Origin of the sequence: Halococcus sp. AFM35, from assembly GCF_051195015.1 — an archaeon.
Lineage (GTDB): Archaea > Halobacteriota > Halobacteria > Halobacteriales > Halococcaceae > Halococcus.
On sequence record NZ_JBNTJU010000005.1, the window covers coordinates 101,509 to 123,355 of the forward strand.

Consider the following 21,847-nt stretch of genomic DNA (forward strand, 5'->3'; position numbering starts at 1 on the left):
TCCGGGGCAGTAAAATTTTACGAACATCCACTTTTGTCCCGCTATCCAATATTTGCGACGAACAGTAGTCCTTTTATCCTCCGCAGTATCCCATCAAGTAGGCACGAACGATGACAAACGGAACTCCAGACGATGGGCTTTCGCCCGACGCCAGACGTGTTCTCGAACAGATAGACGACCAAAACGTCGACTTCCTCAGGCTCCAGTTCACGGACATCCTTGGAACTGTCAAAAACGTCTCCATCCCGGCCACGCAGGCCGAGAAGGCCTTCGCCGAGGGGATTTACTTCGACGGCTCCAGCATCGAGGGCTTCGTCAGGATTCAGGAATCCGATATGCGACTCACGCCCGACCCCTCGACGTTTGCCGTGCTGCCGTGGCGCGACCGCGACGACGGTACCGCGAGCGCGCGGCTCATGTGTGACGTGATGAACACCTCCACCGGCGAGCCGTTCGTGGGCGACCCGCGCGGCGTGCTCACGGGTGCCATCGACCGCGCCGCCGACATGGGCTACGACATCAACGCCGCGCCCGAACCCGAGTTCTTCCTGTTCGAACAGGACGAGGACGGCAGCGCCACCACCGTGACGAACGACGCCGGTGGCTATTTCGACCTCGCACCGAAGGACCTCGCCTCGGACGTGCGCCGGGACATCATCTATGGTTTGGAGGAGATGGGTCTCGACATCGAGGCCTCCCACCACGAGGTCGCCGAGGGCCAACACGAGATCAACTTCACCTACGACGACGCGCTCACGACCGCCGACAACGTCGCCACCTTCCGGGCAGTCGTCCGTGCCATCGCGGCCGAACACGACCTGCACGCGACGTTCATGCCCAAACCCATCGCGCGCGTCAACGGCTCGGGCATGCACACCCATCTCTCGCTCTTTTCGGGCGGCGAGAACGCCTTCCACGATTCGGACGACGAGTTCGACCTCTCGGTGACCGCGAAACAGTTCCTGGCCGGGGTTCTGGAGCACGCACCGGCCATCACGGCGGTCTGCAATCCCACCGTGAACAGCTACAAGCGCCTCGTCCCCGGCTACGAGGCCCCCGTCTACGTGGCGTGGTCCGACCGCAACCGCTCGGCGCTGGTGCGCAAACCAGCCGCGCGCACGCCCGCGGCCTCGCGGGTCGAACTCCGCTCGCCGGACCCCTCTTGCAATCCCTATCTCGCCTTCGCAGCCATGATTCACGCCGGTCTCGACGGTATCGAGCGCGGTCTCGACGCTCCTAGCCCGGTGCGGGACAACATCTACGAGTTCGACGCCGAGCGCCGTGCCGAACACGGCATCGAGACGCTGCCGACGACGCTCGCGGGTGCACTCGACGCGCTCGAAGCCGACGAGGTAGTTACGGAGGCCCTCGGCGAGCACGTCACCGAGAAGTTCCTCGAAGCCAAGCGCTCTGAGGTCATGGACTACCGCGTCTCGGTCAGCGAGTGGGAGAAAGAGCGCTACCTCGAAACGTTCTGACTCTCGCGTCCGCCAACCCATTCGGCGACGAGCGGCATCGTGATGACGCCCGCGCCGATGGCCGCGCCCGCGAGCGTCGTGAGGACCACCCCGGCTTCGAGCAGGTACACCGCCGCGAACGCGCCGCCGAACACCGCCACTCCGAGAACGCCGTGAGTGATGCGCATTCGATACTCGGTCGATAGCTGCTCGCCAACGCCCTCCCACGCGACGAGTGCGCCGGCGGTCGCCCCAAGCGCCAGCGCGCCGTCGGCGGTCACTGACCCGAGGAGCGTTCCTGTGGCGACGACCGCCGCCACCCCGAACGCTCGCCGCGTCCGCCCGCGGGCGGTTTTCACGACGACTGCGAGATATACCAGTCCGATGCCGACGCCGGCGAGCACGTCGACGAGGTAGTGAACGCCGAGCACGAGCCGCGCGAGACAGACGACCGCGATGACGCTCCCGGCGACGAGCGCGCGCCGACTGCGCGTGCCGACATCGAGGACGACGGCGAGACCACCCCAGACGACCGTCGCGGTGAGGGCGTGCCCACTCGGAAAGCCGTAGCCGGTCGCGGTCGCGGCGTTGGTATAGGCCCCGTGCAGGAGTTCGGGCACGTAGCGCAGACTGGACGCCTCGCCGGCCATCGGTGGGCGCGCCAGCGCGAAGAACCCTTTCAGGACGACGACGAGCGAGAGCCCGCCGAACGCGAGCGCGATGAGCAACGCGCCCCGCTCGCGCGGGAGCGAAACCGGCGCGCGCTCGCCGAACCAGTACAGCAGCGTGAGCAGGCCGAGAACGAACCAGACGTCGGCCAGTTGCGTGAGCAGCGCAAAAACCACCAGTAGAACGTCGGGCAGCGCACCCAGCGCCTCGGTAACCCCGAGGCCGCGCATCTACGAGCGAAAGTCCCGAACTCGCTCGGTGAGTCGTCCGGGTGCGCCGACGGCCGTGCCGACGAGTCCGACGAGCACCATCAGGACGTACAGCCCGAGCGTCGAGAGCCAGACGACGAGCATCGCGAGGATGGCCCACCCCCCATTCAGGTAGGCGAACGCGCCGACGGTCATCACGGTGCCATAGAGCAGGACGAGATAGGGTCCCCAGCCGCGGGCGTGGCCGCGGCGCTGTCGCTTGCGGATGTACTTCTTCAGATCGCTTTCGAGCGTGTCGCGCTTGATGATGCGGTCTTCGACCTCGTCGGCGAAGGCGACGACGTCCTCGCGCAGCGCCTCGACGTCGTCGAGGGTCGCGGTCCGGTCGACGCTCCCGCGGTCGTCGCGGTCGGTCTCCCGAACCGCCTCGCTGACCGTCGTCTCTGCGCCCGTCTCCCCGTCGTGGTCGGATTCAGTGTCCTCGTTCATGGTCTGCCTCCGGCTTTCAGTTGCGCCGCCAGCCCCTCGTCGTCCGTTTCGTCCGTTCCGCCCGCCCGTCCGACGAGAACGGCGTTCAACACCACACCGAGCAGCAGTATCATTCCGGCGAAATAGAGCAGCGTGACCAGCAACAACACCGCCCCGATGACGCCGTAGGCCTCGTAACTCCCGGCGTTTGCGGCGTACAACCGAAACCCGATCTGGAGTATCGTCCAGCCGACGGCGGCGAAGAGCGCGCCCGGCAGTGCCTCCCGAACCGTCACGCCGCCGCCCGGCAGGAAATAATACAGCGGCAACAGCGTGAGCGACACCCCGAGCAGCGTCGCCAGCGTGCCGGCAAGACCGACCGCCGAGACGCCCGCGACGGTCACGTCAACCGGCGCGAGCGAGACGAGCGCGCCGACGCCGACGGTGACGACGATGCCGAGGACCACCGCCAGCAGCGTGAGGAGACCGTTCTTTATCTGGGTGGCGAGACCGGGAGATTCGCGCCCGTAGGCCCGTGAGAAGGCGGTATCGAGGCCGCGAAACACCTTGAGCGCACTCCAGAGCAATGCGAGCAGCGAGACGACGGTCGCGCTGGCGGCCCCGTTTCGATTGCTGATCGCCTCGGTGACGAGTCCCTGGCCGCTCGGCGAGAGCGCGCCACCCGCTACGGCGGCGATGCGGTCGGCCATCCCCTGCCCACCGACGACCGAGACGGCGACGAGCAAGAGCAGGATGAGCGGAATCAGCGAGACGAACGCATAGTAGGCGAGACTCGCGGCGATGAACGTGATCTCCTTGTCCTGTACCTCCCCGACGAACGTCCGGCCGAAGGAGGTCACGCGCGCGCTGGCACTCACGACCGCGCATTCGACCGACGGGTATATAAATCGGCGGGAACCCGCACGGCTCAGCGGTCGATGGGAACCCACTCCGCATCGGGGTCGACGCGGTCGGCCAGCGTCGCGTTCAGCGCCGCGCCGACCAACAGGACGAACCCACCCACGTAGAGCCAGACGAGTATCAACAGCACGGCGCTCGCGGCCCCGTAGAGCTGCGATAATGTCGATATCGTGGCGTAGTAACCGAACAGCGACTGGAGGACGGTCCACGCCGCGGCGGCGACGACCGTCCCCGGCAGGACTTCGACGAATCCGCCATCGACGTCCGGGAGGATGTAGTAGAGCGGAACGAACACGACGGCGAAGACGCCGAACACGACGACCGGGCCGAGGGTCTGCCAGAGTTGCGTATCGACGAAGGCCGACAGCACGACGCCGCCGACCACCATCGCCACCACGGCGACGACCACGACGACGAACACGAGCACGACGTCGACGACCGCTCCGAGAAACGAGCGCTCGCCGTAGGTGCCGTAGATGCCGCCGATGGCGGTACTGAGCGCCCGAAACAGCAACAGCGCGCCCCAGAGGAGTACGGCGGCGCTGAGTATCGTCGCCCGCTCTCCGTCCGCCGCGCCGAAGACGATTTCGCGCAACAGCGCGGCGTTTTCTGGCACGAGCGTGCGCGTCGCCCGCGTGACGGCCCGCATCGCCAGCGCGTCGCCGCCAAGCGCCGTGACCGCGACCACGACCAGTAGCAACAGTGGCACCAGCGAGATGAACGCGAAGTACGCGATGCTCGCCGCCGTCAGGACGAACCGCTCCCGGCGGGCGAGCGCGACGATGCCGGCGAGAACGCCCACGACCTCGTCGGTCCTCGACACGAGCGCGGGTTCGGCGTCGAGACGTAAGTACCGCCCGCGCTGGGCGGCAGGTTATGCGTCGGACGGGGCGGTCGCGGTCTCGATCTCTTCGACCGTGGCATCGGTCTTGAACGCCGTCCCCCCGTAGTGCGCCCGCGAGGCCGCGAAGCCAGCCTCGCGGAGCCGGCTCAGAAACTCGTCCATCGCGCTTGCCGACCGGCTCCACTGCTTGCAGAGGCGGTGTTGGTCGTAGTGCGTCGGCCTATCGAGTTCGTCTTCGAGCGTGTCGAGGAGGTCACGGGCGCGGTCGGCGGCCCCCATCTCGGCGGTGACACCCTCGCGGACGCGCGCGAGGAAACCGTCGTCGTGGACTCGTCCGAGCCAGAGCGGGCCGGCGGTTCGCACGCGCCCGCCGCAGGCCGGGCACGCCTCCGGTGGAGTGGCGATGAGTCCGGCCTGTGTCTCGCGGTGGAGACACGAAAAACAGTGATGGACGTAGCCCAGTTCGTCGAGGGCATCGTTGGCGTCGCTGGCCCGCCGCGACAGCGAGAGATACGTCCGGACGTAGTGACGGCTCACGTGGCTCAGGATTGGAGTTGCTCCGACGTCGTACCGGGCGGCGGTGCGGACGAGCGCACCCAGCAGGACCCTAAGGCCCATCTCGGCGTGGTACTCAGTGTTCTGGGGGACGGCGCTGTACGAGCGGACTCCGCTCGCCCTGTGTGCGCCACACAGCGGCGCGGTGTCGGTCGCGGTGACACAGACGAGCCGGCGCGCACCCCGAAAGGCGGCGTCGGCGAACGGCATCGGCGTGCCGAACGGGTCGAGGTCGACGATATCGAAGCGCTCCTCCGAGAGCAGTGCGTTCGCGTCGCGGTTTTTGACCTTGCCATCGAGACCGTTCCGGTCGAGGTTTCTCCGAGAGAGGCCGGTTGCATCGGGGTCGCGGTCACAGAGCGTCACGTCGTACCCCTCCCGTGCGGCGCGGACGCCACGGACGCCCGTCGCGGCGTGGGCATCGAGATACGACTCGCCGTCCTCGTGTGCGCGGAGCATCGCCACCGTGAGGTCGCGGTTGAGTTCCTGCTCGGGATTGAAAAAGACGTCCTCGCCGATGCCCGCCTCCGGCTGCTCGGGCACCGTGAGGTCGATGCCGCCTTCGGTGCGTTCCATACACGGGGTCGGCTTCCGAGCACGAAAAGCGGCCTGTCCTCGAATGCTACTGTTCGACTCAACTGGCACTGTCGGGTGCGTCGACGCCGATAGGGGTCGGGGTACGGGGGTCGGCACCCTCGCGGACGTAGATGGCGCTGTTGATGAGGCCGAGGTGGCTGAACGCCTGCGGGAAGTTGCCCCGCTGCTCGCCGGTCTCCCCGTCGACTTGCTCGGCGAACAGTCCGAGCGGAGTCGCATGTTCGAGCACGCTCTCGTAGAGGTCTCTGGCCTCCTCGCTGCGGCCGGCAAGGGCAAGCGCATCGACCAGCCAGAACGAACAGAGAACGAACGGATTTTCTTCACCTTCGAGACCGTCGTCGGTGTCGTAGCGATAGACGAGACCGTTCTCGGTCGCGAGCTGCTCCCTGACGGTTTCGATGGTGCCCACGATTCGGTCGTCGTCCGGTTCGAGAAAGCCGACGACCGGGAGGCGCAGCAGCGACGCATCCACGTTGTCGGTCTCGAACGAGCGGGTAAAACTCCCCATCTCCTCGTCGAAGCCCTCCTCAAGCACGCGGGCTTCGATGTCTTCGCGGACGGATTCCCACTCGTCGGTCGGGGCCTCGTAGTCGGTCGCGTCGGCCATCGTCAGCGCCCTGTCGATGGCGGCCCAGCACATCACCTTCGAGTAGACGAACTGTTTCGGGTCGGCGCGGTCCTCCCAGATGCCGTAGCCCGGTTCGTCCCAGACCTCACAGACGTGGTCGATGACGTCCCTGAGAACCGTCCAGTTGTCCGGAGTGAGCGTCTCGCCGTACTGGGTGGTTTCGTGAATCGCCAGCACGAGTTCGCCGTAGACGTCGAGCTGGCGCTGGTCGCCGGCGGCGTTGCCGATGCGCACCGGCGAGGAACCCCGGTAGCCCGCGAGGTGGTCGAGTTCCTCCTCGTCGGGGAGGTCCTCGCCGTCGACCCCATAGAAGGGCTGTTCGACCCGTCCCGACTCGCCCTCGATGGCTTGGTCGAGACACTCCTCGAAGAAGTCCTCGACCTCGCTCGCGTGACCGAGTTCGTGCAGCGCCTGTATGGTGAAGGCGGCATCTCGAATCCAGTTGAACCGGTAGTCCCAGTTGCGCTCGCCACCGATTTCTTCCGGCAGGGAGGTCGTCGGCGCGGCGGCGATGGCGCTGGTCTCGCGGCGCATCAGCAGTTTGAGCACGAGTTCCGAGCGAACCACGAGGTCGTGCCACGGGCCGTAGAACAGACACCGCTCGGAGTCCGTACAGTGATGGACCCAGCCCTTCCAGAATTCGACGGTCGCCTCCAGCATTGCTGCGGCCTCCGCCGATTCGAGGCGCTCGTGCTCGCCGTACTGACAGATAAACCAGACGGCATCGCCCTCGTCGAGTCCGAGGGTTCCGGTCGCCGTCGCGTCCTCGACATCGAGCGCGACCGGGGTTTGACAGAACAGTTCCTCGTCGGTGGCGCTGGCGAGAACCCCGCCATCGACCGCTTCGACGGCCGTCTCGGCGCGCGCGTAGTCGAATCGTGGGGCGAAGTTCACGTCCATCTCCACGGTTCCCGCCTCGCACTCGACGCGCCGATAGAGGGCGTGCTCGGGGACATCGAGGGTCTGTTGCTCGCCGATGACCGGCATGAAGTCGGTGAGGGTCGCCGTTCCGCCCTCGGTCTCGAAGTGCGTTTCGAGCACGTTCGTCCGCTCGACGTACTCCTGTTCGCTCTCGAACCGTCCTGTGGGTTGAAGCGTGAACTGCCCGCCGACTGCGGGGTCGAGAATCCCGGCGAAGACGCTCGGTGACTCGATGTGTGGGAGACACCACCAGTCGACCGTCCCGTCGCGGCCGACCAGCGCGCAGGTTTCGAGGTTACCGACGACACCGTAGTCGCCGATGGGGAGGAAATCCATATTCCGGTCTCACGTGGCGGCTTCATAATCCTCCCGACAGCGATACGCCACCGTTTTGGCTACCACGACCGAATCTCGGTCATGGACCCGGATTTCTCCGCGCTTGACGAGACACTCACGGAGTACGAGACCGAGGGATACCTGCTCGATGCCGACGGCGAGGACCCCGACCAGCGCTACCTCTCGGGGTTCGTCGCGCCCGACCCCTTCATCACCCTCTACGACGGCGACACTCATCTACTGGTGTCGGCGCTCGAATACGGCCGCGCCAAGACCGAGAGCCGCGCCGCGACCGTTTCGCGCCACGCCGATTACGCCGAGGATGCGGGCGGGCGCGAGGCGAACGCCGAACTGCTCGGGCGCTTCCTCGACGATCATGGGATATCCTCGCTGCTCGTTCCGCCCCGCTTCCCGGTTGGAACCGCCGACGGGCTCCGCGAGCAGGGCATCGACGTGACTGCCGAAGAGGACGGCGTCCTGCTCGACATCCGTGCGGTCAAGACCGACGAGGAAATCCACATGGTGAGAGAGGCCCAGCAAGTCAACGAGCGCGCGATGGTCGCCGCCGAGAACGCCATCCGCGAGGCCGATATCGAGGATGGCCGGCTCGTCGCCGACGGCGAACCGCTCACGTCCGAGCGCGTCAAGACCGCCGTCGAGACGACGCTGCTCCAGCACGGCTACACCTCCGGCGAGACCATCGTCGCCGGCGGTGTCGACGCCGCCGACCCGCACAACGACGGCAACGGCCCGCTTCCCGCCGGCGAACCCATCATTGTCGATATCTTCCCGAAAAGCACCAGTACAGGGTATCACGCCGACATGACAAGAACGTTCGTGAAGGGCGAGCCGAGCGAGCGCGTCGAGGCGTGGTACGACCTCTCGGAGGAAGCCCTCGAAGCGGCACTCGATGCCGTCGAACCGGGTGCGACGGGCGAGGACGTCCACGATGCGGTCTGTGACGTCTACGAGGACGCCGGTGAGCCGACACTCCGTGAGGACCCCGAGACCGAGACGGGCTTCATTCATGGGACGGGCCACGGCGTCGGGTTGGCGGTCCACGAACTGCCGAGCCTGAGCTTCGAGGGTGGCGAGCTCGAAGCGGGCAACGTCATTACAATCGAACCCGGGCTGTACGACCCGGACGTGGGCGGCGTGCGCGTCGAGGACTTCGTGCTCGTCACCGATGACGGCTACGAGAACCTCACCGACTACCCGAAACGGCTCCGCGTCGAGTAGGTCCCACGGCCACTCGAAGGGGCTTTTGCCCGCCGCCGGAACACACATACAATGACCCTTCTCGTCGTCGGCGCGGGCACGATGGGCGAGTGGTTCGCCCACATGCTCGCCGAAACGACCGAAGTCGCCGTCGCCGACACCGACCCCGAGCGAGCCACGGCGGTCGCCGACCGTCTCGGCGTGACGTCGGTTCCCCTCGATACCGACGAGCGATTCGATGCCGTGTGTTTCGCCGTACCGATGTCCGCAATCGAGGACGCCATCGCCGAGCACGCGCCCAAGGCCGAGCGCGCCGTGGTTGACGTGACGGGAAGCATGGCCGAACCGGTCGCCGCGATGGAAACCCACGCTCCCGACCGCGAGCGGTTGAGTCTCCATCCGCTCTTTGCGCCGGAGAACGCCCCCGGCCACATCGCGGCTGTCGCCGATGCCGCCGGCCCGGTGACCGACGAGATTCGCACGGCGCTGGCCGCCGAAAACGACCTCTTCGAGACCACGCCCGCAGAGCACGACCGGGCGATGGAGACGGTACAGGCCGGCGCGCACGCGGCCGTGCTCGCCTACGCCCTCGCCGCCGAGGACGTCCGTGAGGAGTTTCACACTCCCATTTCCGGGCCGCTCGACGAACTCACGGAGCAGGTCCTCTCGGGGTCACCACAGGTCTATGCGGAGATTCAGGAGCGCTTCGACGGCGCTGAGGCGGTCGCTGAAGCGGCCGAACGCATCGCCACGGACGGGGCAGGGGTCGAGGCACTGTACCGCGAGGCACGCGACCGATGAACGACGACCAGCGCGAAGCGGTTCGTGCGAACGCCAAATATCTCCGCGAGGTGCGACCAATCGACCCCGAAGAAATCCACGAGTACGTCGCTGACCAGCCCCACCCCGCCGTCGTCCGCGAGGTGCTCCGCGAGTCGGCCCCCGACCTCGGACTCGTCGAGCACGAGGACGGAACGTTCGTTCCCGTCTCCGCGCAACCAATCGAGACCGATTTCGCGGGTGTCGCGGCGCTGCCCGAATCACCTGCCAGAGCGCTCGAAGACCTGCTCGTTTCCGAGTACGGGGCCGGCTGGCCGACGGGCGACTCCGGCCAGCGCCTCCGCGAGCGGATTCGGGAATTCAAGGAATCGTATTTCGCCGGCGAGGCGGTGCGCTACGACCGCGAGACGGCGCTCGCCTACGCTATCTACCATCTCCCCGACTACTACGCCGCCGTACAGTACGTCCTCGCCGACCTCGCACGCGACGGGCTGCTCTCTCACCACCTTCGCGTACTCGACGTGGGCGCGGGCGTCGGCGGCCCGGCGCTCGGTCTCGCCGACTTCCTCCCCGATGACGCGCTCTGTGAGTATCACGCGGTCGAACCGAGTGCCGCCGCCGACGTTCTGGAGACGCTGCTCGATGACACAGGGAAAAACTTCCATCCGACTATCCACCGCACGAGCGCCGAAGCGTTCGAAGTCACTGGCGAGTACGACCTCGTCCTCATGGCGAACGTGCTGAGCGAACTCGGCGACCCGGTGGCGGTCACGGAGCGCTATCTGGACGCGCTCGCGCCCGATGGCTCGCTGGTTGCCATCGCGCCCGCCGACCGCGAGACGTCCATCGGTCTCAGAGGTGTCGAGCGCGCGCTCGCCGACGGTGGTCCGGCGACGGTGTACGCGCCGACCGTCCGCCTCTGGCCCAGTCACGTGCCGACCGACAGGGGGTGGTCCTTCGACGTGAAGGGCGACCTCGACGTCCCACCCTTCCAGCGCCGCCTCGCCGAGGCTGCCGACGAGAGCACGGCGTTCGTCAACGTCGACGTCCAGTATTCGTATTCGATTCTCCGCAGGGATGGCACACGACGCATCGAATTTACGCCCGACATCGACCGCGTGGCGAAGATGGCCGACAGCGAGCGCCACGTCGCCAGTCGCGTCGATTGTATCGCCGCGAAACTCAGCCACTCGCTGTCGGCGGGCAATCCCCTCTTCAAGGTCAGTGACGGCAGCGAGTCGGTCGACCACTACGCGGTGCTCACCCGCGAGACGGCGCTCAACCGGGCGCTCTCGGGTGCGAACTACGGCGCACTACTGGAGTTCGAGAACGTGCTCGTGCTCTGGAACGACGACGAGCAATCGTATAATCTCGTCGTCGACGACGAAACGGTCGTCGACCGGATTCCCGTCTGAACTATTCTTCAGACCCTTCGAGCTGTGCCCGCAGCCGCGCGCGTTCCTCCCGACTGTGTCCGTCGCGTCCGAGGAGCTTCGAGAGCAGCGCCGGTCCCTTGTGGCTTCGCTGACCCGTCTCGGCGTGGTCGTCACTCATAGGGTGAGATAGGTCATGACCGGGTAAAAGGCCATGCTCGCGGTGAGCGCCACGATACCGACGACAAACAGCGCCTGCGTGTAGAAGAGCAGGCGACCATTATTAGCGATGTCGACGGCGTTGCTCTCGGTCCACGAGGCCAGCTCGACGAGGAAGTCGAGTTCCCAGTCCTCACCCTCACCGGTCGCCAGCGAGACGGCATACTCGCCGCTCGGGCCGACCACGAGGTCGGATTCGCCGTAGGTGAGGACGCCGACGACCGCCGAGCCGACGAGCGCGAACACGCCGACGGCGGCGAGCAGCGGCTGGAAGGTGACGGCGGCGAGACCGGCGGCGGGGACCACGACGCCGAGCAGCACCGCCGTGATGCGCACCGTGCGCAGCGCCTTGTCGTCGATGTCGTCCATCACCGACTGCTGGGTGTCGAGGACGTCCCGCAGCTCACGATAGATGATTTCGCGGCGCTTGCTCGACCAGCCCTCTCGTGGCGAGTCGGGTTCTTCGCTCATTCGTTCGTTCTCGCACAGCGAAGCGATGGCCCTTAACGGTGCGCTTTTGCGAGCGGCCGTCACACACGACGTATGAATGTCCTGCTGACGAACGACGACGGCATCGAGAGCACGGGGTTGGGGGTGCTCGCCGATGCGCTCGGCGAGCATGGAGAGGTGACGGTCGTCGCGCCCGCCGAGGACCAAAGCGCCGTTGGGCGCACGCTCTCCAGTCGCGTCGTCGTCGAAGAGCACGACCGCGGGTATGCCGTCAAAGGAACGCCCGCAGACTGTGTGGTCGCGGGTCTCGGCTCGCTCTGTGCGGACATCGACCTCGTGGTTTCGGGCTGCAATCAGGGCGCGAACCTCGGCGAGTACACCCTCGGGCGTTCGGGGACCATCAGCGCCGCCGTCGAGGCGACCTTCTTCGACGTCCCGGCGATGGCCGTCTCGCTGTACATCCCCGGCGGCGACATCGATTTCCGCGAGTACGCCGCCCGCGAGGGCGAATACAAGGAAGCCGTCCGCGCGACGACCCACCTCGTCGAGAACGCGCTCGGCAACGGTATCTTCGAGCAAGCGGACTACCTGAACGTTAACGCCCCCGTCCCGGCGGCCACCGACGGCGAGCACGCCACGATGGAGATCACCCATCCCTCGGAAGTGTACGAGATGACCGCCGTGCGCGAGGAGGGCGACCTCACGCTCCGTGACCGCATCTGGCAGCGGATGACCGACGGCGCAATTCCCGACCCGGACGGAACCGACCGCCGGGCGGTCTTCGAGGGTCGCGTGAGCGTCTCGCCGCTGACCGCACCACACACGACCGAGACCCACGACGCGCTCGCTGCGGTCGCCGAGTCGTACCGATAGTGACCACTATTCCGTATCGAGAAGCCCGTAGTGGCCCGGTTCGTCGTCGCTTTCGGGGTCGCCGAAACAGAGCGCATCGGAATTTTCGACCAGCCATGGAATCGCCCAATCGAGCAGGATTGCCTCGGTCTCGACATCGAGTTCAGCGTCGGGGTCGAGTCCCTGCAAGAGGCGGGCGATCTCGTAGACGGTATACATCGCATCGGGGTCGAGCACGTCCTCGGGTTCACGGAACTGAAAGGGGCGCAGGCGGTCGAACGAGGACTTCGGGCGCGGCATGGAGTCGATACACGCGAGCACCCTAAATCCTCGGCGGTTGCTCGGTGGTTACTCCGAGAGCAGGTCGCCGATGACGTAGTCGAGGTCCTGTTTCGACGGCCGCCCACGAAAGAGGGCGACGAACGCCCAGAGCACCCCGCCGAGCGCGCTCGCAACCGCCGCCAGCGGAAAGGAAATCGTGACGTACGTGGCCGCATAGACGAACCAGACCAGCGCCGTCGGAATGCTCGTCTCGCGGGGCACGGTCGAGCCGCTATCGAGAAGCACCGGCAGGGTGAAGACGATTTGAATCACCGTCGCCCCGAGAAACACCATCTCTGCAGACACCATACCGTTGCTGGGTCTCTCGGAATGTTATCTTTCGCGGTTTGGAGCGGTGGAGAGCGATGCGGCTTTTTCACTACGTTTTTGCTCGGCTGAGCGAGTCGCAGACGAGCGAAGCCGCGCAAAAAGTAGGATGGACTCGTCGGGATTTGAACCCGGAGTCAGACGTTCCTGCTCACTCGCTTCGCTCGTTGCGCGGGCTGCGGCTGACAGGGCTTCAAATCCGGACTCGACCATTCTCACTCGCTCGTAAAACTCACTCGCTCCGATGGACTCGTCGGGATTTGAACCCGAGGCCTTCTCCTTGCGAAGGAGACGATCTGCCACTGATCTACGAGCCCGCATCCGTCCTATCCGGGCGGCCCGCTTGTACCTTGCGTTTGTCCGCGAGGCCGGCTTGTTGCCAATACGCCGAGGCGGCCGGCGAGCAGCCCCAACAGAAAGCCAGTGAAATGCGCCACTACTGCGACGCCCGGCGCACCCGTCAACAGCGTGACGGCGACCGCGAGCAGGGCAAAGAGGGCGAGTTGGCCGCGCCGACTCAACCGTAGCGTATCGAGCACCGAACTCGACACCGGGTTGGCGGCGACGAGATAGCCGAGGAAGGCGAAGATCGCCCCGCTCGCGCCGAGCACTCGACTTCCCGACACCAGCGTGATCTGGGCGAGTCCCGAGAGCACGCCGGTCGTGACGAAGAAGGCGTGATAGCGAACGCTCGAAGTGAACGACTCGACAAGCAGCCCGACCAGTACGAGCATCGTGGCGTTGCCCAAGAGGTGGGCGAGGCTCCCGTGGGCGTAGATGCTCGTCAGCAGCGCCCACGGCCGGAGCGGAAAGCTTGGTCCGAGCACGAAGAGAAAGCCCATCGCGCCGACCAGCCCGGCGACCCGTTGGGCGAGAAAGACGACCGCCATCACCGAAAGCGTCTGGACGGTCGGACTGCGTGTGAGAGACGCCATGTTCGAAACTACCGCTCGGGGATGGAAAACGTCGCGGGTGAAAACGATTCCTCAGTCTTCGAGGACGATCTCGATGCTGACGTCGTTTGGCACCTGAATGCGCATGAGCTGGCGGAGCGCGCGCTCGTCGGCATCGAGGTCGATGAGCCGCTTGTGGACCCGCATCTCCCAGTGCTCCCACGTCGCGGTCCCCTCGCCGTCGGGCGATTTTCGGGCCGGGACTTCGAGTTCCTTCGTCGGCAGCGGAATCGGTCCGCTGAGATTGACACCGGTCTTGGTGGCGATCTCGCGGACGTCATCGCAGATGTCGTCCAAGTCCTCCGGGCTGGTGCCGGCCAGACGGACGCGCGCCTGCTGCATTATGCTTCGTCGACCGAGAGCACTTTGCCGGCGGCGATGGTCTGACCCATGTCGCGGATGGCGAAGCTCCCGAGTTCGGGAATCTCGCTCGACGGCTCGATGCTGAGCGGTTTCTGCGGGCGCACGGTGACGACGGCCGCGTCACCCGACTGGATGAAGTCGGGGTTTTCCTCGTCGACGTCCCCGCTGGCGGGGTCGATCTTCGAGTCGATGGACTCGATGGTGCAGGCGACCTGCGTGGTGTGGGCGTGGAACACGGGCGTGTAGCCCGACGTGATGACCGACGGATGCTGCATCACGACGATCTGTGCCTGGAAGGTCTCGGCGACCGATGGCGGGTCGTCGGCCGGGCCACAGACATCACCGCGGCGGATGTCGTCCTTGCCGATGCCGCGCACGTTGAAGCCGACGTTGTCACCCGGCTCGGCCTGGGGGACTTCCTCGTGGTGCATCTCGACGGTCTTGACCTCACCGCCCACGTCGCTGGGCTGGAAGGAGACGTTGTCGCCGGTGGCGAGGATGCCCGTCTCGACCCGTCCAACAGGAACAGTACCGATGCCCGAGATGGTGTAGACGTCCTGAATCGGCAGCCGGAGCGGGGCGTCCGTCGGTGGCTGCGGCTCGGGGAGGCTGTTGAGCGCCTCCAGTACCGTTTCCTCGTCGTACCAGTCGGTGTTCTCGCTTTCCTCGGCGATGTTGTCGCCTTCGAACGCCGACACGGGGATGAAGCTCGCGTCGTCGGTATCGAAGTTGACCTGTCCGAGCAGCCCTTTGACCTCCTCGACGGTCTCGTCGTAGCGGTTTTGCTCGTAGTCGACGAGGTCCATCTTGTTCACGGCGACGACGAGTTCGTTGATTCCCAGTGTGCGAGCGAGGAAGACGTGCTCTTGGGTCTGTGGCTGGACGCCGTCGTCGGCAGCCACCACGAGCACGGCGTTGTCGGCCTGACTCGCGCCCGTGATCATGTTCTTCACGAAGTCGCGGTGACCTGGGGTATCGACGATGGTGAAGTAGTATTCGTCGGTGTCGAACTCCTGATGGGCGATATCGATGGTGACACCGCGCTCGCGCTCCTCGGCGAGGTTGTCCATCACGTAGGCGAACTCGAAGCCACCCTTGCCCTGGGACTCGGCTTCTTCCTTGTGCTGTTCGATGACGTGCTCGGGGACGTTGCCCGTCTCGTAGAGCAGTCGTCCGACGAGCGTGCTCTTGCCGTGGTCGACGTGGCCGATGATGGCCAAGTTTTGGTGTGGTTTGTCTGCCATTGGTTTCTCACGCGCAGTGGCGCTATATCGGATGCTTACTGCGCTTCCGGTTAAAACGATTACGATACTTTTCGCCACTGAATCGGCCGTGTTCGCCCGAATCGTCCCGGTTGTCGGCCGATTTCCGTTCCGTTCAGGGTAAGCGGCCGACGTCCGCGAGCACCGCCGAGGCCGTTGCTCGCCCGCCTGCCCCGCGCCCGCTGAGGTTCAACTGGCCGGCGTGGCGCGTCTCCAACTGGACGATGTTCTGGGTGCCGGTCACCGCGAGCGTGCCGTGTTCGGAGACGAGCCGTGGGCCGACACGAACAGTAGGACTGTCCCCGTCGGTGACTTCGCCGACCAGCCGCACCGTGCGCCCGTCATCGCTCGCGAGGTCGAGCGCGCTCGGCGTGAGCCGCGTGATGCCCTCGACTGCCGCGTCGGCGAGGGTCACGCCGCCGTCGCCGAGGACGTTCGCGAGGATGACGCATTTGAGCGCGGCGTCGGTGCCCTCGACGTCGAACGTCGGGTCGGTCTCCGCCACGCCAAGGTCCTGGGCCTCGGCGAGGACGTGTTCGTAATCCAACCCTTCGGCGCTCATCCGCGAGAGGATGAAGTTCGCCGTCCCGTTCAGGACGCCACGGACCGCCGTCACGTCCTCCGAGCCGAGGTCGGCGATGGTCGAGAGCACCGGAATCGCCCCGCCGACGGTCGCCTCGAACAGGACCCTGCCCGCGCTGGCGCGCTCTGCGGCTCGGAGGTCGCCGTAGCGCTCGGCGACCGGTCCCTTGTTCGCCAGCACCACGTGTGCGTCGCGGGCGAGCGCGTGTTTGGCATGGCTGAATCCGGGTTCGGCGTCGCCGAGCGTCGTCGGCGTCGCCTCGACGAGTACATCGTAGTCGCCGGCGAGTGCGTCCTCGCGGTCGCCCGAGCCGACGACACCCTCCTCCGATTTCCGGTCGAGGACGGTCTCGCTGTCGATACCGTCCTCATCGACGGCGGCGCTCGTCGAGTCGGCGAGTGCGGTCACGCGATGGCCGTAGCTGCCGGCGAGTTCACAGACCGCTCGCCCGACCGCGCCACAGCCCATGACGGCGAGGTTCATCGCTCGCCTCCCGAAAGCGGCTCGACGAGGTGGAGGTTCTTCTCGTCGGCAACCGTCCGAACGGTGGCGAGTGCGCGTTCGCGCTCACCGGTCTGGGTCGCCAGCCGGAGCCGTGCGTTCGACGGTTCGTCGGTGCCGTCGGGGGCTGACAGCGCGACATCGGCAACGGAGGCACTCGCACACTCGACGCGCGAGAGCGTATCCGAGAGGTCGGTCTCGACGAGGTCGCCGACGAGTATCACGGTGAGTTCCTCGCCGTAGCGCTCCGCGCCGGCCCGGATGACGTTCACGCCGGCCTCGCGCAGGGCCGTGACGATGGTCTCGAAGCGCTCGGGCGTCGCCTCCAGGTCGACCTCGACGGGGATGTGTCCGCGCGGCGTGAGCGAACCCCGCTCGTGGAAAATGGAGAGCAGGTTGCCGCCGTTGTCGGCGATGGGTTCGAGCGCGCGGAGCAACTCGCCGGGTTCGTCGACGAGTTCGAGGCGCACGGTATAGGCCGAGCGCGACTCCGAGGACTCGCTCATCGACCCACTCCCGTTCGCCCCTCTGCTCGATACATGCCCGGTGCTCACACAGCGGCAGTGATAAGTACCCACATTTCGCTCGCGTCCGAACGGTTTAGGCTGTCGGCGGTGCTACCGTCGGCATGTCCGTCGCCCACCAAATCGTGGACGTGCTCGTCTCGGGGGTGATAGCCGGCTTCTCGGCGTTCGTCCTCAGCGCTGCCGCGCCGCGATTTGCCGTCACCATCGGGGTGATTCTCGCCAGCATGTACTACTTCTCACGCAACCCGTGGGGGTCCCAAGACGGCGACGCACTCAATCGCCGAATCGACGACCTCTACGAACGGTATCTGCCGTTTTGAGTGGGTGGCGGGGCTGTGCCGTGGCGGCTGCGACCGCGGTGCGGTTGCGGCGGCCGGTGGGGCCGCGGCGCGGCGCACCGCCGCGGTCCGCTGTTGCGGTGCGGTCCTCGGTGGATGAAGGGCGAACGAGCGGTGGGCGGCGTGAACGAAGTGAAGCGCCGCCATGCGAACGGTGAGCGAAGTGAGCCGTGAGCGTAGCGAGTGAGGGCTTCGGCGGTGCTGTACGGTCGCGGAGAGGATCGGCATCCGCGCGAGTGTAACGAGCGTGGTTCACCGCGAGCGAACGGAGTGAACGAGCGGGAGTTTTTGGCCCAGATTTTTGCGAGGAGTGGTGGGCGAGCGAGTGAAACGAGCGAGCGCACCCGACGAGTAAAAAGGTGGGTTCTAGAAGTAGTCGACGCTGCCGGGCAGTTCGAGTTTCATGCCCTTGCGCTCGCGGATTTCCATGATGGTGTCGGGCTGGAGATTGTCGGCCATCACCTGGAAGCCGGCGTTCTCGGTGTTCCAGGAGGCCCGGCCCTCGGTCGCCGAGCGGATGTCGGAGGCGAAACCGATCATCTCATCGACCGGCGCGACGCCCTCGACGACCATCAGGTCCCCCTCTTGGTACATGTCGTCGACGCGGCCACGGCGGCCCTGAATCTCGCCGGAGGCGGGACCCATGTGTTCGGAAGGCACGTCGATGCGCACATTTTGAATGGGTTCGAGCATCGAGATGCGACCGTCGATGAGCGCGCCGTGGACGGCTTGGCGCACCGCGGGAATCACCTGTGCCGGGCCTCGATGGATGGCGTCCTCGTGCAGGCGGGCGTCTTCGAGGCGGATGAGCGTGCCCTGAACCGGCTCCGCAGCAAGGGGACCGTCATCGAGCGCCTCCTCCCAGCCCTCGACGACGAGTTCCATCGTCTCGTTGAGGTGCTGGATACCTTTCGTGTCGTCGATGAGGATGTTCGTGCCGTGGATGGTTTCGACGTTCTGGGAGGTGTCCTTGTCCATGCCGGCCTCTTGAAGCGCCTCGCGGCGCTCGGTCTCTGGCATGTCCATCGACGCCTCGCCGCGTTTCAGCGTCTCGACGACATCCCCTGAAAGCGGTTCGACGGTCAGATAGAACCTGTTGTGGCGGTTCGGCGACTGGCCCTCGACGGTCTCGGAGGCCTGCTGGACGGCCTCGCGGAAGACGACGATGGGTTCGCCAGTCGTCACGGGAATACCCTGATTGCGCTCGATGCGCTGGGTGATGACTTCGAGATGGAGTTCACCCTGTCCCGAAATCAGGTGTTCGCCGGTGTCTTCGTTGATTTCCACCCTGATGGTAGGGTCTTCCTTCGAGACCTGTTGGAGGGTTTCGATGAGCTTCGGGAGGTCGTCCATGTTCTGTGCCTCGACGGATTTGGTGATCACAGGCTCGGAGATGTGCTCGATGGACTCGAACGGCGTCATCTCAACGCTCGACACTGTCGACCCCGCGATGGCGTCCCGCAGCCCGGTGACGGCGGCGATGTTGCCCGCGGGAACGCGCTCGACCTCCTCGCGCTCGCCACCCATGAAGATACCCACCGACTGAATCCGATTTTGGCCTGCGGTCCCCGAGACGTAGAGGTCCTGTCCGCGCTCCAGCGTACCTGAGAACAGGCGTCCAGTGGCGATTTCGCCGGCGTGTGGGTCGATACCGATGTCGGTGACCATGAAGACGACATCGCCCTCGTCGTCGACGAGACGCATCCCCTCGGCGAGTTCGGTAGTGTCGTCACCGCGCCACACCGTGGGAACCCGTTCTGGTTGGGCCTTCACGGGATTCGGGAAGTGCTCGGCGACCATGTCGAGCACGACGTTCGAGAGCGGCGAGTACTCGCGGAGTTCGTCGATGTTGTCGTTGCGATTGTACTCGATGATGTCGGCGAAGTTGATGCCCGTCGCCTGCATCTGGGGCACGCTCGTCGCCCAGTTGTAGAGTGCGGAACCGAAGGCCACGGTGCCGTCCTGCACGGAGACCTTCCAGCCCTCCTCTTCGTACTTCTCCTCGGCCATCCCGCGGATGAGTTCGTTGACGTCGCCGATGACAGTTTGGAGACGTTCCTGCATCTCCTCGGGCCCCTCCTGCAGCTCGTTGATGAGTCGGTCGACCTTGTTGATGAAGAGTGCAGGTTTGACGCCCTCGCGCAGCGCCTGCCGGAGGACGGTCTCGGTCTGGGGCATCGTCCCCTCGACCGCATCCACGACCACCAAGGCCCCGTCGACTGCACGCATCGCCCGCGTCACGTCGCCGCCGAAGTCGACGTGGCCCGGCGTGTCGATGAGGTTGATGAGGTGATTCGTGTCCTGATACTCGTGGGTCATCGAGACGTTCGCTGCGTCGATGGTGATGCCCCGTTCCTGTTCGTCCTCCTCGGTGTCCATCGCCAGCTGTTGGCCCGCGAGGTCCGAGGAGATCATGCCCGCGCCCGCGAGCAGGTTGTCGGTGAGGGTGGTCTTGCCGTGGTCGATGTGGGCGGCGATGGCGATGTTCCGGATGTTCTCCGGGTTGTCCATCAACCGCTCGCACTCTTGAACGATCTTCTTACGTCGGCCCATTATGGCAATTCGTACCGGAAGGAGGGTCAAAAGGGTGCTGTTTCGCGTGAGCGAGGCGAAGCCGAGCGAACGCGAAGCTCGTCGTGGAACGAGCAACACGAGTGAAACGACGGTGTTTCGTCCGAACGCAGTGAGGACGAAGCTCGAAAGATGAGCGCGGCGAATCTTTCGGTGTTTCGCCGGAGTGGGCGACAGCGATACGTGCCGTATCGTCGAGCGGCATCGTGCCGGCACAAGAATCATACCGTCTCGACCCCTGTTAAACGAACACATGGACGTTCGCGTGCATTCACCCGGCCCGACCGACCCGTTCCTCGGGGCGCGGGACCTCTTCACGACCGAACACGACCTCGCCCTCCCCGTCGACGTCCACATCCGCGACGACCCCGACTCGCGGACGTGGAGCGCCCACTACGACGACCGCCACGTTCTCAATATCTCCCGGCAGGCCGCGACCAGTGCGATGGCGCGCCCGCTCGCGCTGCACGAATATGCCCACATGCGACGATACGAACAGTCCCATCCGTCTCACACCCAATCGACCGAGGAAGCACTCTCGCTCGCGCTCGCGGGTCACTCGGTCGAGCGCCGGCGGCTCGTTCACTGCCATCAGATAGCCAACCACATGAAGGACATCTACGCCGACGACATCACCTTGAGTGTGGGGCCGGCCGACAGGCTGGTGGCCTTCCTCGAATCGAGCCTCGCGGGCGCGCTCGCCGATAGGCCCGTTGACCCCCCTCGATGGACGCGGCTGACGCCAGCGGCCGACCCCGAAATCACGGCGGTCAACGCGGCCTTCGCGCTCGCGTTGCTCGAACGCCACGACTGCATCGCCGATGACCATCGGCTGTACGACCTCGCCCACGCCGCCGCCGACGACGCCCCCGAAACTGACCTCGCGGCGTTCAAACACCGCTTTCGGGGACTGGTTGCCGACCCCGATGAGAGCCAGTATCGAAACGCGCTCGTCGATGCGACCCGCGAGTACGCGCTGCCGACCGGCTACGCCGCCGACTGACGGCCCGACCGCGGGCGCTACGCCTCGGCGGTTTCGTTCTCGTCGGCAGAGTCACCGGCCGGGAACTCGTTGACTGGGACGGCCGTTCGGCCGGTCTCGGATGATGTGGTCGCGGACGATTCGGTCGCCGTCGAACGTGTCGTGCGTGTCGATCTCGCTGTCGCCGGCGTCGCCGGTTGAGTGGCTGGCGACACGTTCGTCGTCTCCTCGATGGTCATCACGATCTGTGTCACCGGCTGGCCAGTGGGCGTCGTCGGCGTCGAAACGCCGGACGAACCCCCATCGTCGCTCGGCGCGTCCCTCTCTGTCGGGCCACCGGTATCGAGTGCACCCATCACGAGCGGGTAGGCGACCGCGCCGGCGACGACAACCAGCACGGCCGCCAGTCCGACCGTCGCGACCGTCTTGGTGGTCCCGTCGAGCGATGTTCGACCGGTCGATGAGGAATCGGTCCCGTCGGCCGTCCCGAAGCACCGCTCGGGGTCGTTCTCCGTGGTCTCGGACGACCCAAACAGCGATTCGTCCTCGTCGTCACCGAAGACGAAGCCATCGTCGTCGCTCATCCGTCCCTCCGATACCACACGAACGACGGGCGGCGAAC

The 21,847-nt window shown here is 65.9% G+C and carries 24 protein-coding genes and 1 tRNA gene; 7 read left to right on the forward strand and 18 right to left on the reverse strand.

What is annotated here, in order from left to right:
* The first annotated feature begins 110 nt into the window (after positions 1–110).
* Positions 111–1,478 (forward strand): type I glutamate--ammonia ligase, encoded by a 1,368-nt coding sequence (gene glnA, locus ACQUQO_RS05715; protein ID WP_435077002.1) that lies wholly within the window; start codon positions 111–113, stop codon positions 1,476–1,478.
* On the opposite strand, the gene ACQUQO_RS05720 is transcribed toward glnA, so the two are convergent.
* The 6 genes from ACQUQO_RS05720 to ACQUQO_RS05745 are packed head-to-tail and all read right to left on the reverse strand — an operon-like array spanning position 1,460 to position 7,605.
* Positions 1,460–2,356, reverse strand: a complete 897-nt coding sequence (locus ACQUQO_RS05720; protein WP_435077003.1) for a phosphatase PAP2 family protein — start codon at positions 2,354–2,356, stop codon at positions 1,460–1,462. The genes glnA and ACQUQO_RS05720 overlap by 19 nt on opposite strands.
* Positions 2,357–2,824 (reverse strand): ribonuclease BN, encoded by a 468-nt coding sequence (locus ACQUQO_RS05725; protein WP_435077004.1) that lies wholly within the window; start codon positions 2,822–2,824, stop codon positions 2,357–2,359. It abuts the gene before it with no gap.
* A complete protein-coding gene (locus ACQUQO_RS05730; protein ID WP_435077005.1) occupies positions 2,821–3,681 on the reverse strand; it encodes a YihY/virulence factor BrkB family protein in 861 nt (286 codons plus the stop codon). The genes ACQUQO_RS05725 and ACQUQO_RS05730 overlap by 4 nt, the downstream gene beginning before the upstream one ends.
* A gap of 50 nt (positions 3,682–3,731) precedes the next feature.
* Entirely contained in the window at positions 3,732–4,547 is an 816-nt protein-coding gene (locus tag ACQUQO_RS05735; RefSeq protein WP_435077006.1) for a YihY/virulence factor BrkB family protein, read from the reverse strand.
* 51 nt (positions 4,548–4,598) lie between these two features.
* On the reverse strand, positions 4,599–5,699 hold the full coding sequence (locus tag ACQUQO_RS05740) for a tRNA (guanine(26)-N(2))-dimethyltransferase (RefSeq protein ID WP_435077007.1): 1,101 nt from the start codon (positions 5,697–5,699) through the stop codon (positions 4,599–4,601).
* 58 nt (positions 5,700–5,757) lie between these two features.
* Positions 5,758–7,605 carry a glycoside hydrolase family 15 protein gene (locus ACQUQO_RS05745; RefSeq protein ID WP_435077008.1) on the reverse strand — a complete coding sequence of 616 codons (1,848 nt, stop codon included), beginning with the start codon at positions 7,603–7,605 and terminating at the stop codon, positions 5,758–5,760.
* A gap of 81 nt (positions 7,606–7,686) precedes the next feature.
* On the opposite strand from ACQUQO_RS05745, the gene ACQUQO_RS05750 reads away from it, so the two are divergent.
* From ACQUQO_RS05750 to ACQUQO_RS05760, 3 genes are read left to right on the forward strand one after another with little or no spacing between them, the layout of a single operon-like run.
* Positions 7,687–8,844, forward strand: a complete 1,158-nt coding sequence (locus ACQUQO_RS05750) for a M24 family metallopeptidase (RefSeq protein WP_435077009.1) — start codon at positions 7,687–7,689, stop codon at positions 8,842–8,844.
* 51 nt (positions 8,845–8,895) lie between these two features.
* On the forward strand, positions 8,896–9,624 hold the full coding sequence (locus tag ACQUQO_RS05755; protein ID WP_435077010.1) for a prephenate dehydrogenase/arogenate dehydrogenase family protein: 729 nt from the start codon (positions 8,896–8,898) through the stop codon (positions 9,622–9,624).
* Positions 9,621–11,018, forward strand: coding sequence for a small ribosomal subunit Rsm22 family protein (locus tag ACQUQO_RS05760; protein WP_435077011.1), 1,398 nt, complete (start codon positions 9,621–9,623; stop codon positions 11,016–11,018). Before ACQUQO_RS05755 ends, ACQUQO_RS05760 begins: the two co-directional genes overlap by 4 nt.
* 1 nt (position 11,019) lies before the next feature.
* Here ACQUQO_RS05760 and ACQUQO_RS05765 read toward each other — a convergent pair whose 3' ends face one another.
* Entirely contained in the window at positions 11,020–11,157 is a 138-nt protein-coding gene (locus ACQUQO_RS05765) for a hypothetical protein (protein ID WP_435077012.1), read from the reverse strand.
* Positions 11,154–11,666 carry a hypothetical protein gene (locus ACQUQO_RS05770; RefSeq protein WP_435077013.1) on the reverse strand — a complete coding sequence of 171 codons (513 nt, stop codon included), beginning with the start codon at positions 11,664–11,666 and terminating at the stop codon, positions 11,154–11,156. Before ACQUQO_RS05770 ends, ACQUQO_RS05765 begins: the two co-directional genes overlap by 4 nt.
* Before the next feature lie 72 nt (positions 11,667–11,738).
* On the opposite strand from ACQUQO_RS05770, the gene surE reads away from it, so the two are divergent.
* On the forward strand, positions 11,739–12,518 hold the full coding sequence (gene surE / locus ACQUQO_RS05775) for a 5'/3'-nucleotidase SurE (RefSeq protein ID WP_435077014.1): 780 nt from the start codon (positions 11,739–11,741) through the stop codon (positions 12,516–12,518).
* A gap of 6 nt (positions 12,519–12,524) precedes the next feature.
* Here surE and ACQUQO_RS05780 read toward each other — a convergent pair whose 3' ends face one another.
* From ACQUQO_RS05780 to ACQUQO_RS05815, 8 genes are all read right to left on the reverse strand, one after another.
* Positions 12,525–12,797: a DUF5827 family protein gene (locus ACQUQO_RS05780; RefSeq protein ID WP_435077015.1), complete on the reverse strand. Its 273-nt coding sequence runs from the start codon at positions 12,795–12,797 to the stop codon at positions 12,525–12,527.
* A gap of 48 nt (positions 12,798–12,845) precedes the next feature.
* A complete protein-coding gene (locus ACQUQO_RS05785) occupies positions 12,846–13,127 on the reverse strand; it encodes a hypothetical protein (protein ID WP_435077017.1) in 282 nt (93 codons plus the stop codon).
* Between the two features lie 263 nt (positions 13,128–13,390).
* Positions 13,391–13,462: transfer RNA gene (locus tag ACQUQO_RS05790), tRNA-Ala, on the reverse strand.
* A 9-nt stretch (positions 13,463–13,471) separates the two neighbouring features.
* On the reverse strand, positions 13,472–14,080 hold the full coding sequence (locus ACQUQO_RS05795; RefSeq protein WP_435077018.1) for a rhomboid family intramembrane serine protease: 609 nt from the start codon (positions 14,078–14,080) through the stop codon (positions 13,472–13,474).
* 51 nt (positions 14,081–14,131) lie between these two features.
* Positions 14,132–14,443, reverse strand: coding sequence for a 30S ribosomal protein S10 (gene rpsJ / locus ACQUQO_RS05800; RefSeq protein ID WP_204365460.1), 312 nt, complete (start codon positions 14,441–14,443; stop codon positions 14,132–14,134).
* Positions 14,440–15,705: a translation elongation factor EF-1 subunit alpha gene (gene tuf, locus ACQUQO_RS05805; RefSeq protein ID WP_435077019.1), complete on the reverse strand. Its 1,266-nt coding sequence runs from the start codon at positions 15,703–15,705 to the stop codon at positions 14,440–14,442. Before tuf ends, rpsJ begins: the two co-directional genes overlap by 4 nt.
* A 133-nt stretch (positions 15,706–15,838) precedes the next feature.
* Positions 15,839–16,789 (reverse strand): homoserine dehydrogenase, encoded by a 951-nt coding sequence (locus tag ACQUQO_RS05810; protein ID WP_435077020.1) that lies wholly within the window; start codon positions 16,787–16,789, stop codon positions 15,839–15,841.
* The gene (locus ACQUQO_RS05815; RefSeq protein WP_435077021.1) at positions 16,786–17,313 is read right to left on the reverse strand and encodes an amino acid-binding protein; all 528 of its coding nucleotides are present in this window, start codon (positions 17,311–17,313) and stop codon (positions 16,786–16,788) included. Before ACQUQO_RS05815 ends, ACQUQO_RS05810 begins: the two co-directional genes overlap by 4 nt.
* 122 nt (positions 17,314–17,435) lie before the next feature.
* Between ACQUQO_RS05815 and ACQUQO_RS05820 the strand changes: the two genes are divergently transcribed.
* Complete coding sequence (locus ACQUQO_RS05820) at positions 17,436–17,654, forward strand: hypothetical protein (protein ID WP_435077022.1); 219 nt, start codon at positions 17,436–17,438, stop codon at positions 17,652–17,654.
* A 384-nt stretch (positions 17,655–18,038) separates the two neighbouring features.
* Here the strand turns inward: ACQUQO_RS05820 and ACQUQO_RS05825 are convergent, their stop codons facing one another.
* Complete coding sequence (locus ACQUQO_RS05825; protein WP_435077023.1) at positions 18,039–20,225, reverse strand: elongation factor EF-2; 2,187 nt, start codon at positions 20,223–20,225, stop codon at positions 18,039–18,041.
* A 271-nt stretch (positions 20,226–20,496) separates the two neighbouring features.
* On the opposite strand from ACQUQO_RS05825, the gene ACQUQO_RS05830 reads away from it, so the two are divergent.
* Complete coding sequence (locus tag ACQUQO_RS05830) at positions 20,497–21,246, forward strand: DUF5781 family protein (RefSeq protein ID WP_435077024.1); 750 nt, start codon at positions 20,497–20,499, stop codon at positions 21,244–21,246.
* A gap of 17 nt (positions 21,247–21,263) precedes the next feature.
* Here ACQUQO_RS05830 and ACQUQO_RS05835 read toward each other — a convergent pair whose 3' ends face one another.
* On the reverse strand, positions 21,264–21,809 hold the full coding sequence (locus ACQUQO_RS05835) for a hypothetical protein (protein ID WP_435077025.1): 546 nt from the start codon (positions 21,807–21,809) through the stop codon (positions 21,264–21,266).
* Positions 21,810–21,847 lie beyond the last annotated feature (38 nt).

Coding starts and splice junctions, on each gene's coding strand:
- ACQUQO_RS05825 (WP_435077023.1), bottom strand. CDS start 20,225: ATGGGCCGACGTAAGAAGATCGTTCAAGAGTGCGAGCGGTTGATGGAC.
- ACQUQO_RS05725 (WP_435077004.1), bottom strand. CDS start 2,824: ATGAACGAGGACACTGAATCCGACCACGACGGGGAGACGGGCGCAGAG.
- ACQUQO_RS05770 (WP_435077013.1), bottom strand. CDS start 11,666: ATGAGCGAAGAACCCGACTCGCCACGAGAGGGCTGGTCGAGCAAGCGC.
- ACQUQO_RS05765 (WP_435077012.1), bottom strand. CDS start 11,157: ATGAGTGACGACCACGCCGAGACGGGTCAGCGAAGCCACAAGGGACCG.
- glnA (WP_435077002.1), top strand. CDS start 111: ATGACAAACGGAACTCCAGACGATGGGCTTTCGCCCGACGCCAGACGT.
- ACQUQO_RS05795 (WP_435077018.1), bottom strand. CDS start 14,080: ATGGCGTCTCTCACACGCAGTCCGACCGTCCAGACGCTTTCGGTGATG.
- ACQUQO_RS05740 (WP_435077007.1), bottom strand. CDS start 5,699: ATGGAACGCACCGAAGGCGGCATCGACCTCACGGTGCCCGAGCAGCCG.
- tuf (WP_435077019.1), bottom strand. CDS start 15,705: ATGGCAGACAAACCACACCAAAACTTGGCCATCATCGGCCACGTCGAC.
- ACQUQO_RS05750 (WP_435077009.1), top strand. CDS start 7,687: ATGGACCCGGATTTCTCCGCGCTTGACGAGACACTCACGGAGTACGAG.
- ACQUQO_RS05785 (WP_435077017.1), bottom strand. CDS start 13,127: ATGGTGTCTGCAGAGATGGTGTTTCTCGGGGCGACGGTGATTCAAATC.
- surE (WP_435077014.1), top strand. CDS start 11,739: ATGAATGTCCTGCTGACGAACGACGACGGCATCGAGAGCACGGGGTTG.
- ACQUQO_RS05720 (WP_435077003.1), bottom strand. CDS start 2,356: ATGCGCGGCCTCGGGGTTACCGAGGCGCTGGGTGCGCTGCCCGACGTT.
- ACQUQO_RS05745 (WP_435077008.1), bottom strand. CDS start 7,605: ATGGATTTCCTCCCCATCGGCGACTACGGTGTCGTCGGTAACCTCGAA.
- ACQUQO_RS05755 (WP_435077010.1), top strand. CDS start 8,896: ATGACCCTTCTCGTCGTCGGCGCGGGCACGATGGGCGAGTGGTTCGCC.
- ACQUQO_RS05780 (WP_435077015.1), bottom strand. CDS start 12,797: ATGCCGCGCCCGAAGTCCTCGTTCGACCGCCTGCGCCCCTTTCAGTTC.
- ACQUQO_RS05835 (WP_435077025.1), bottom strand. CDS start 21,809: ATGAGCGACGACGATGGCTTCGTCTTCGGTGACGACGAGGACGAATCG.
- ACQUQO_RS05830 (WP_435077024.1), top strand. CDS start 20,497: ATGGACGTTCGCGTGCATTCACCCGGCCCGACCGACCCGTTCCTCGGG.
- ACQUQO_RS05815 (WP_435077021.1), bottom strand. CDS start 17,313: ATGAGCGAGTCCTCGGAGTCGCGCTCGGCCTATACCGTGCGCCTCGAA.
- ACQUQO_RS05820 (WP_435077022.1), top strand. CDS start 17,436: ATGTCCGTCGCCCACCAAATCGTGGACGTGCTCGTCTCGGGGGTGATA.
- ACQUQO_RS05810 (WP_435077020.1), bottom strand. CDS start 16,789: ATGAACCTCGCCGTCATGGGCTGTGGCGCGGTCGGGCGAGCGGTCTGT.
- ACQUQO_RS05760 (WP_435077011.1), top strand. CDS start 9,621: ATGAACGACGACCAGCGCGAAGCGGTTCGTGCGAACGCCAAATATCTC.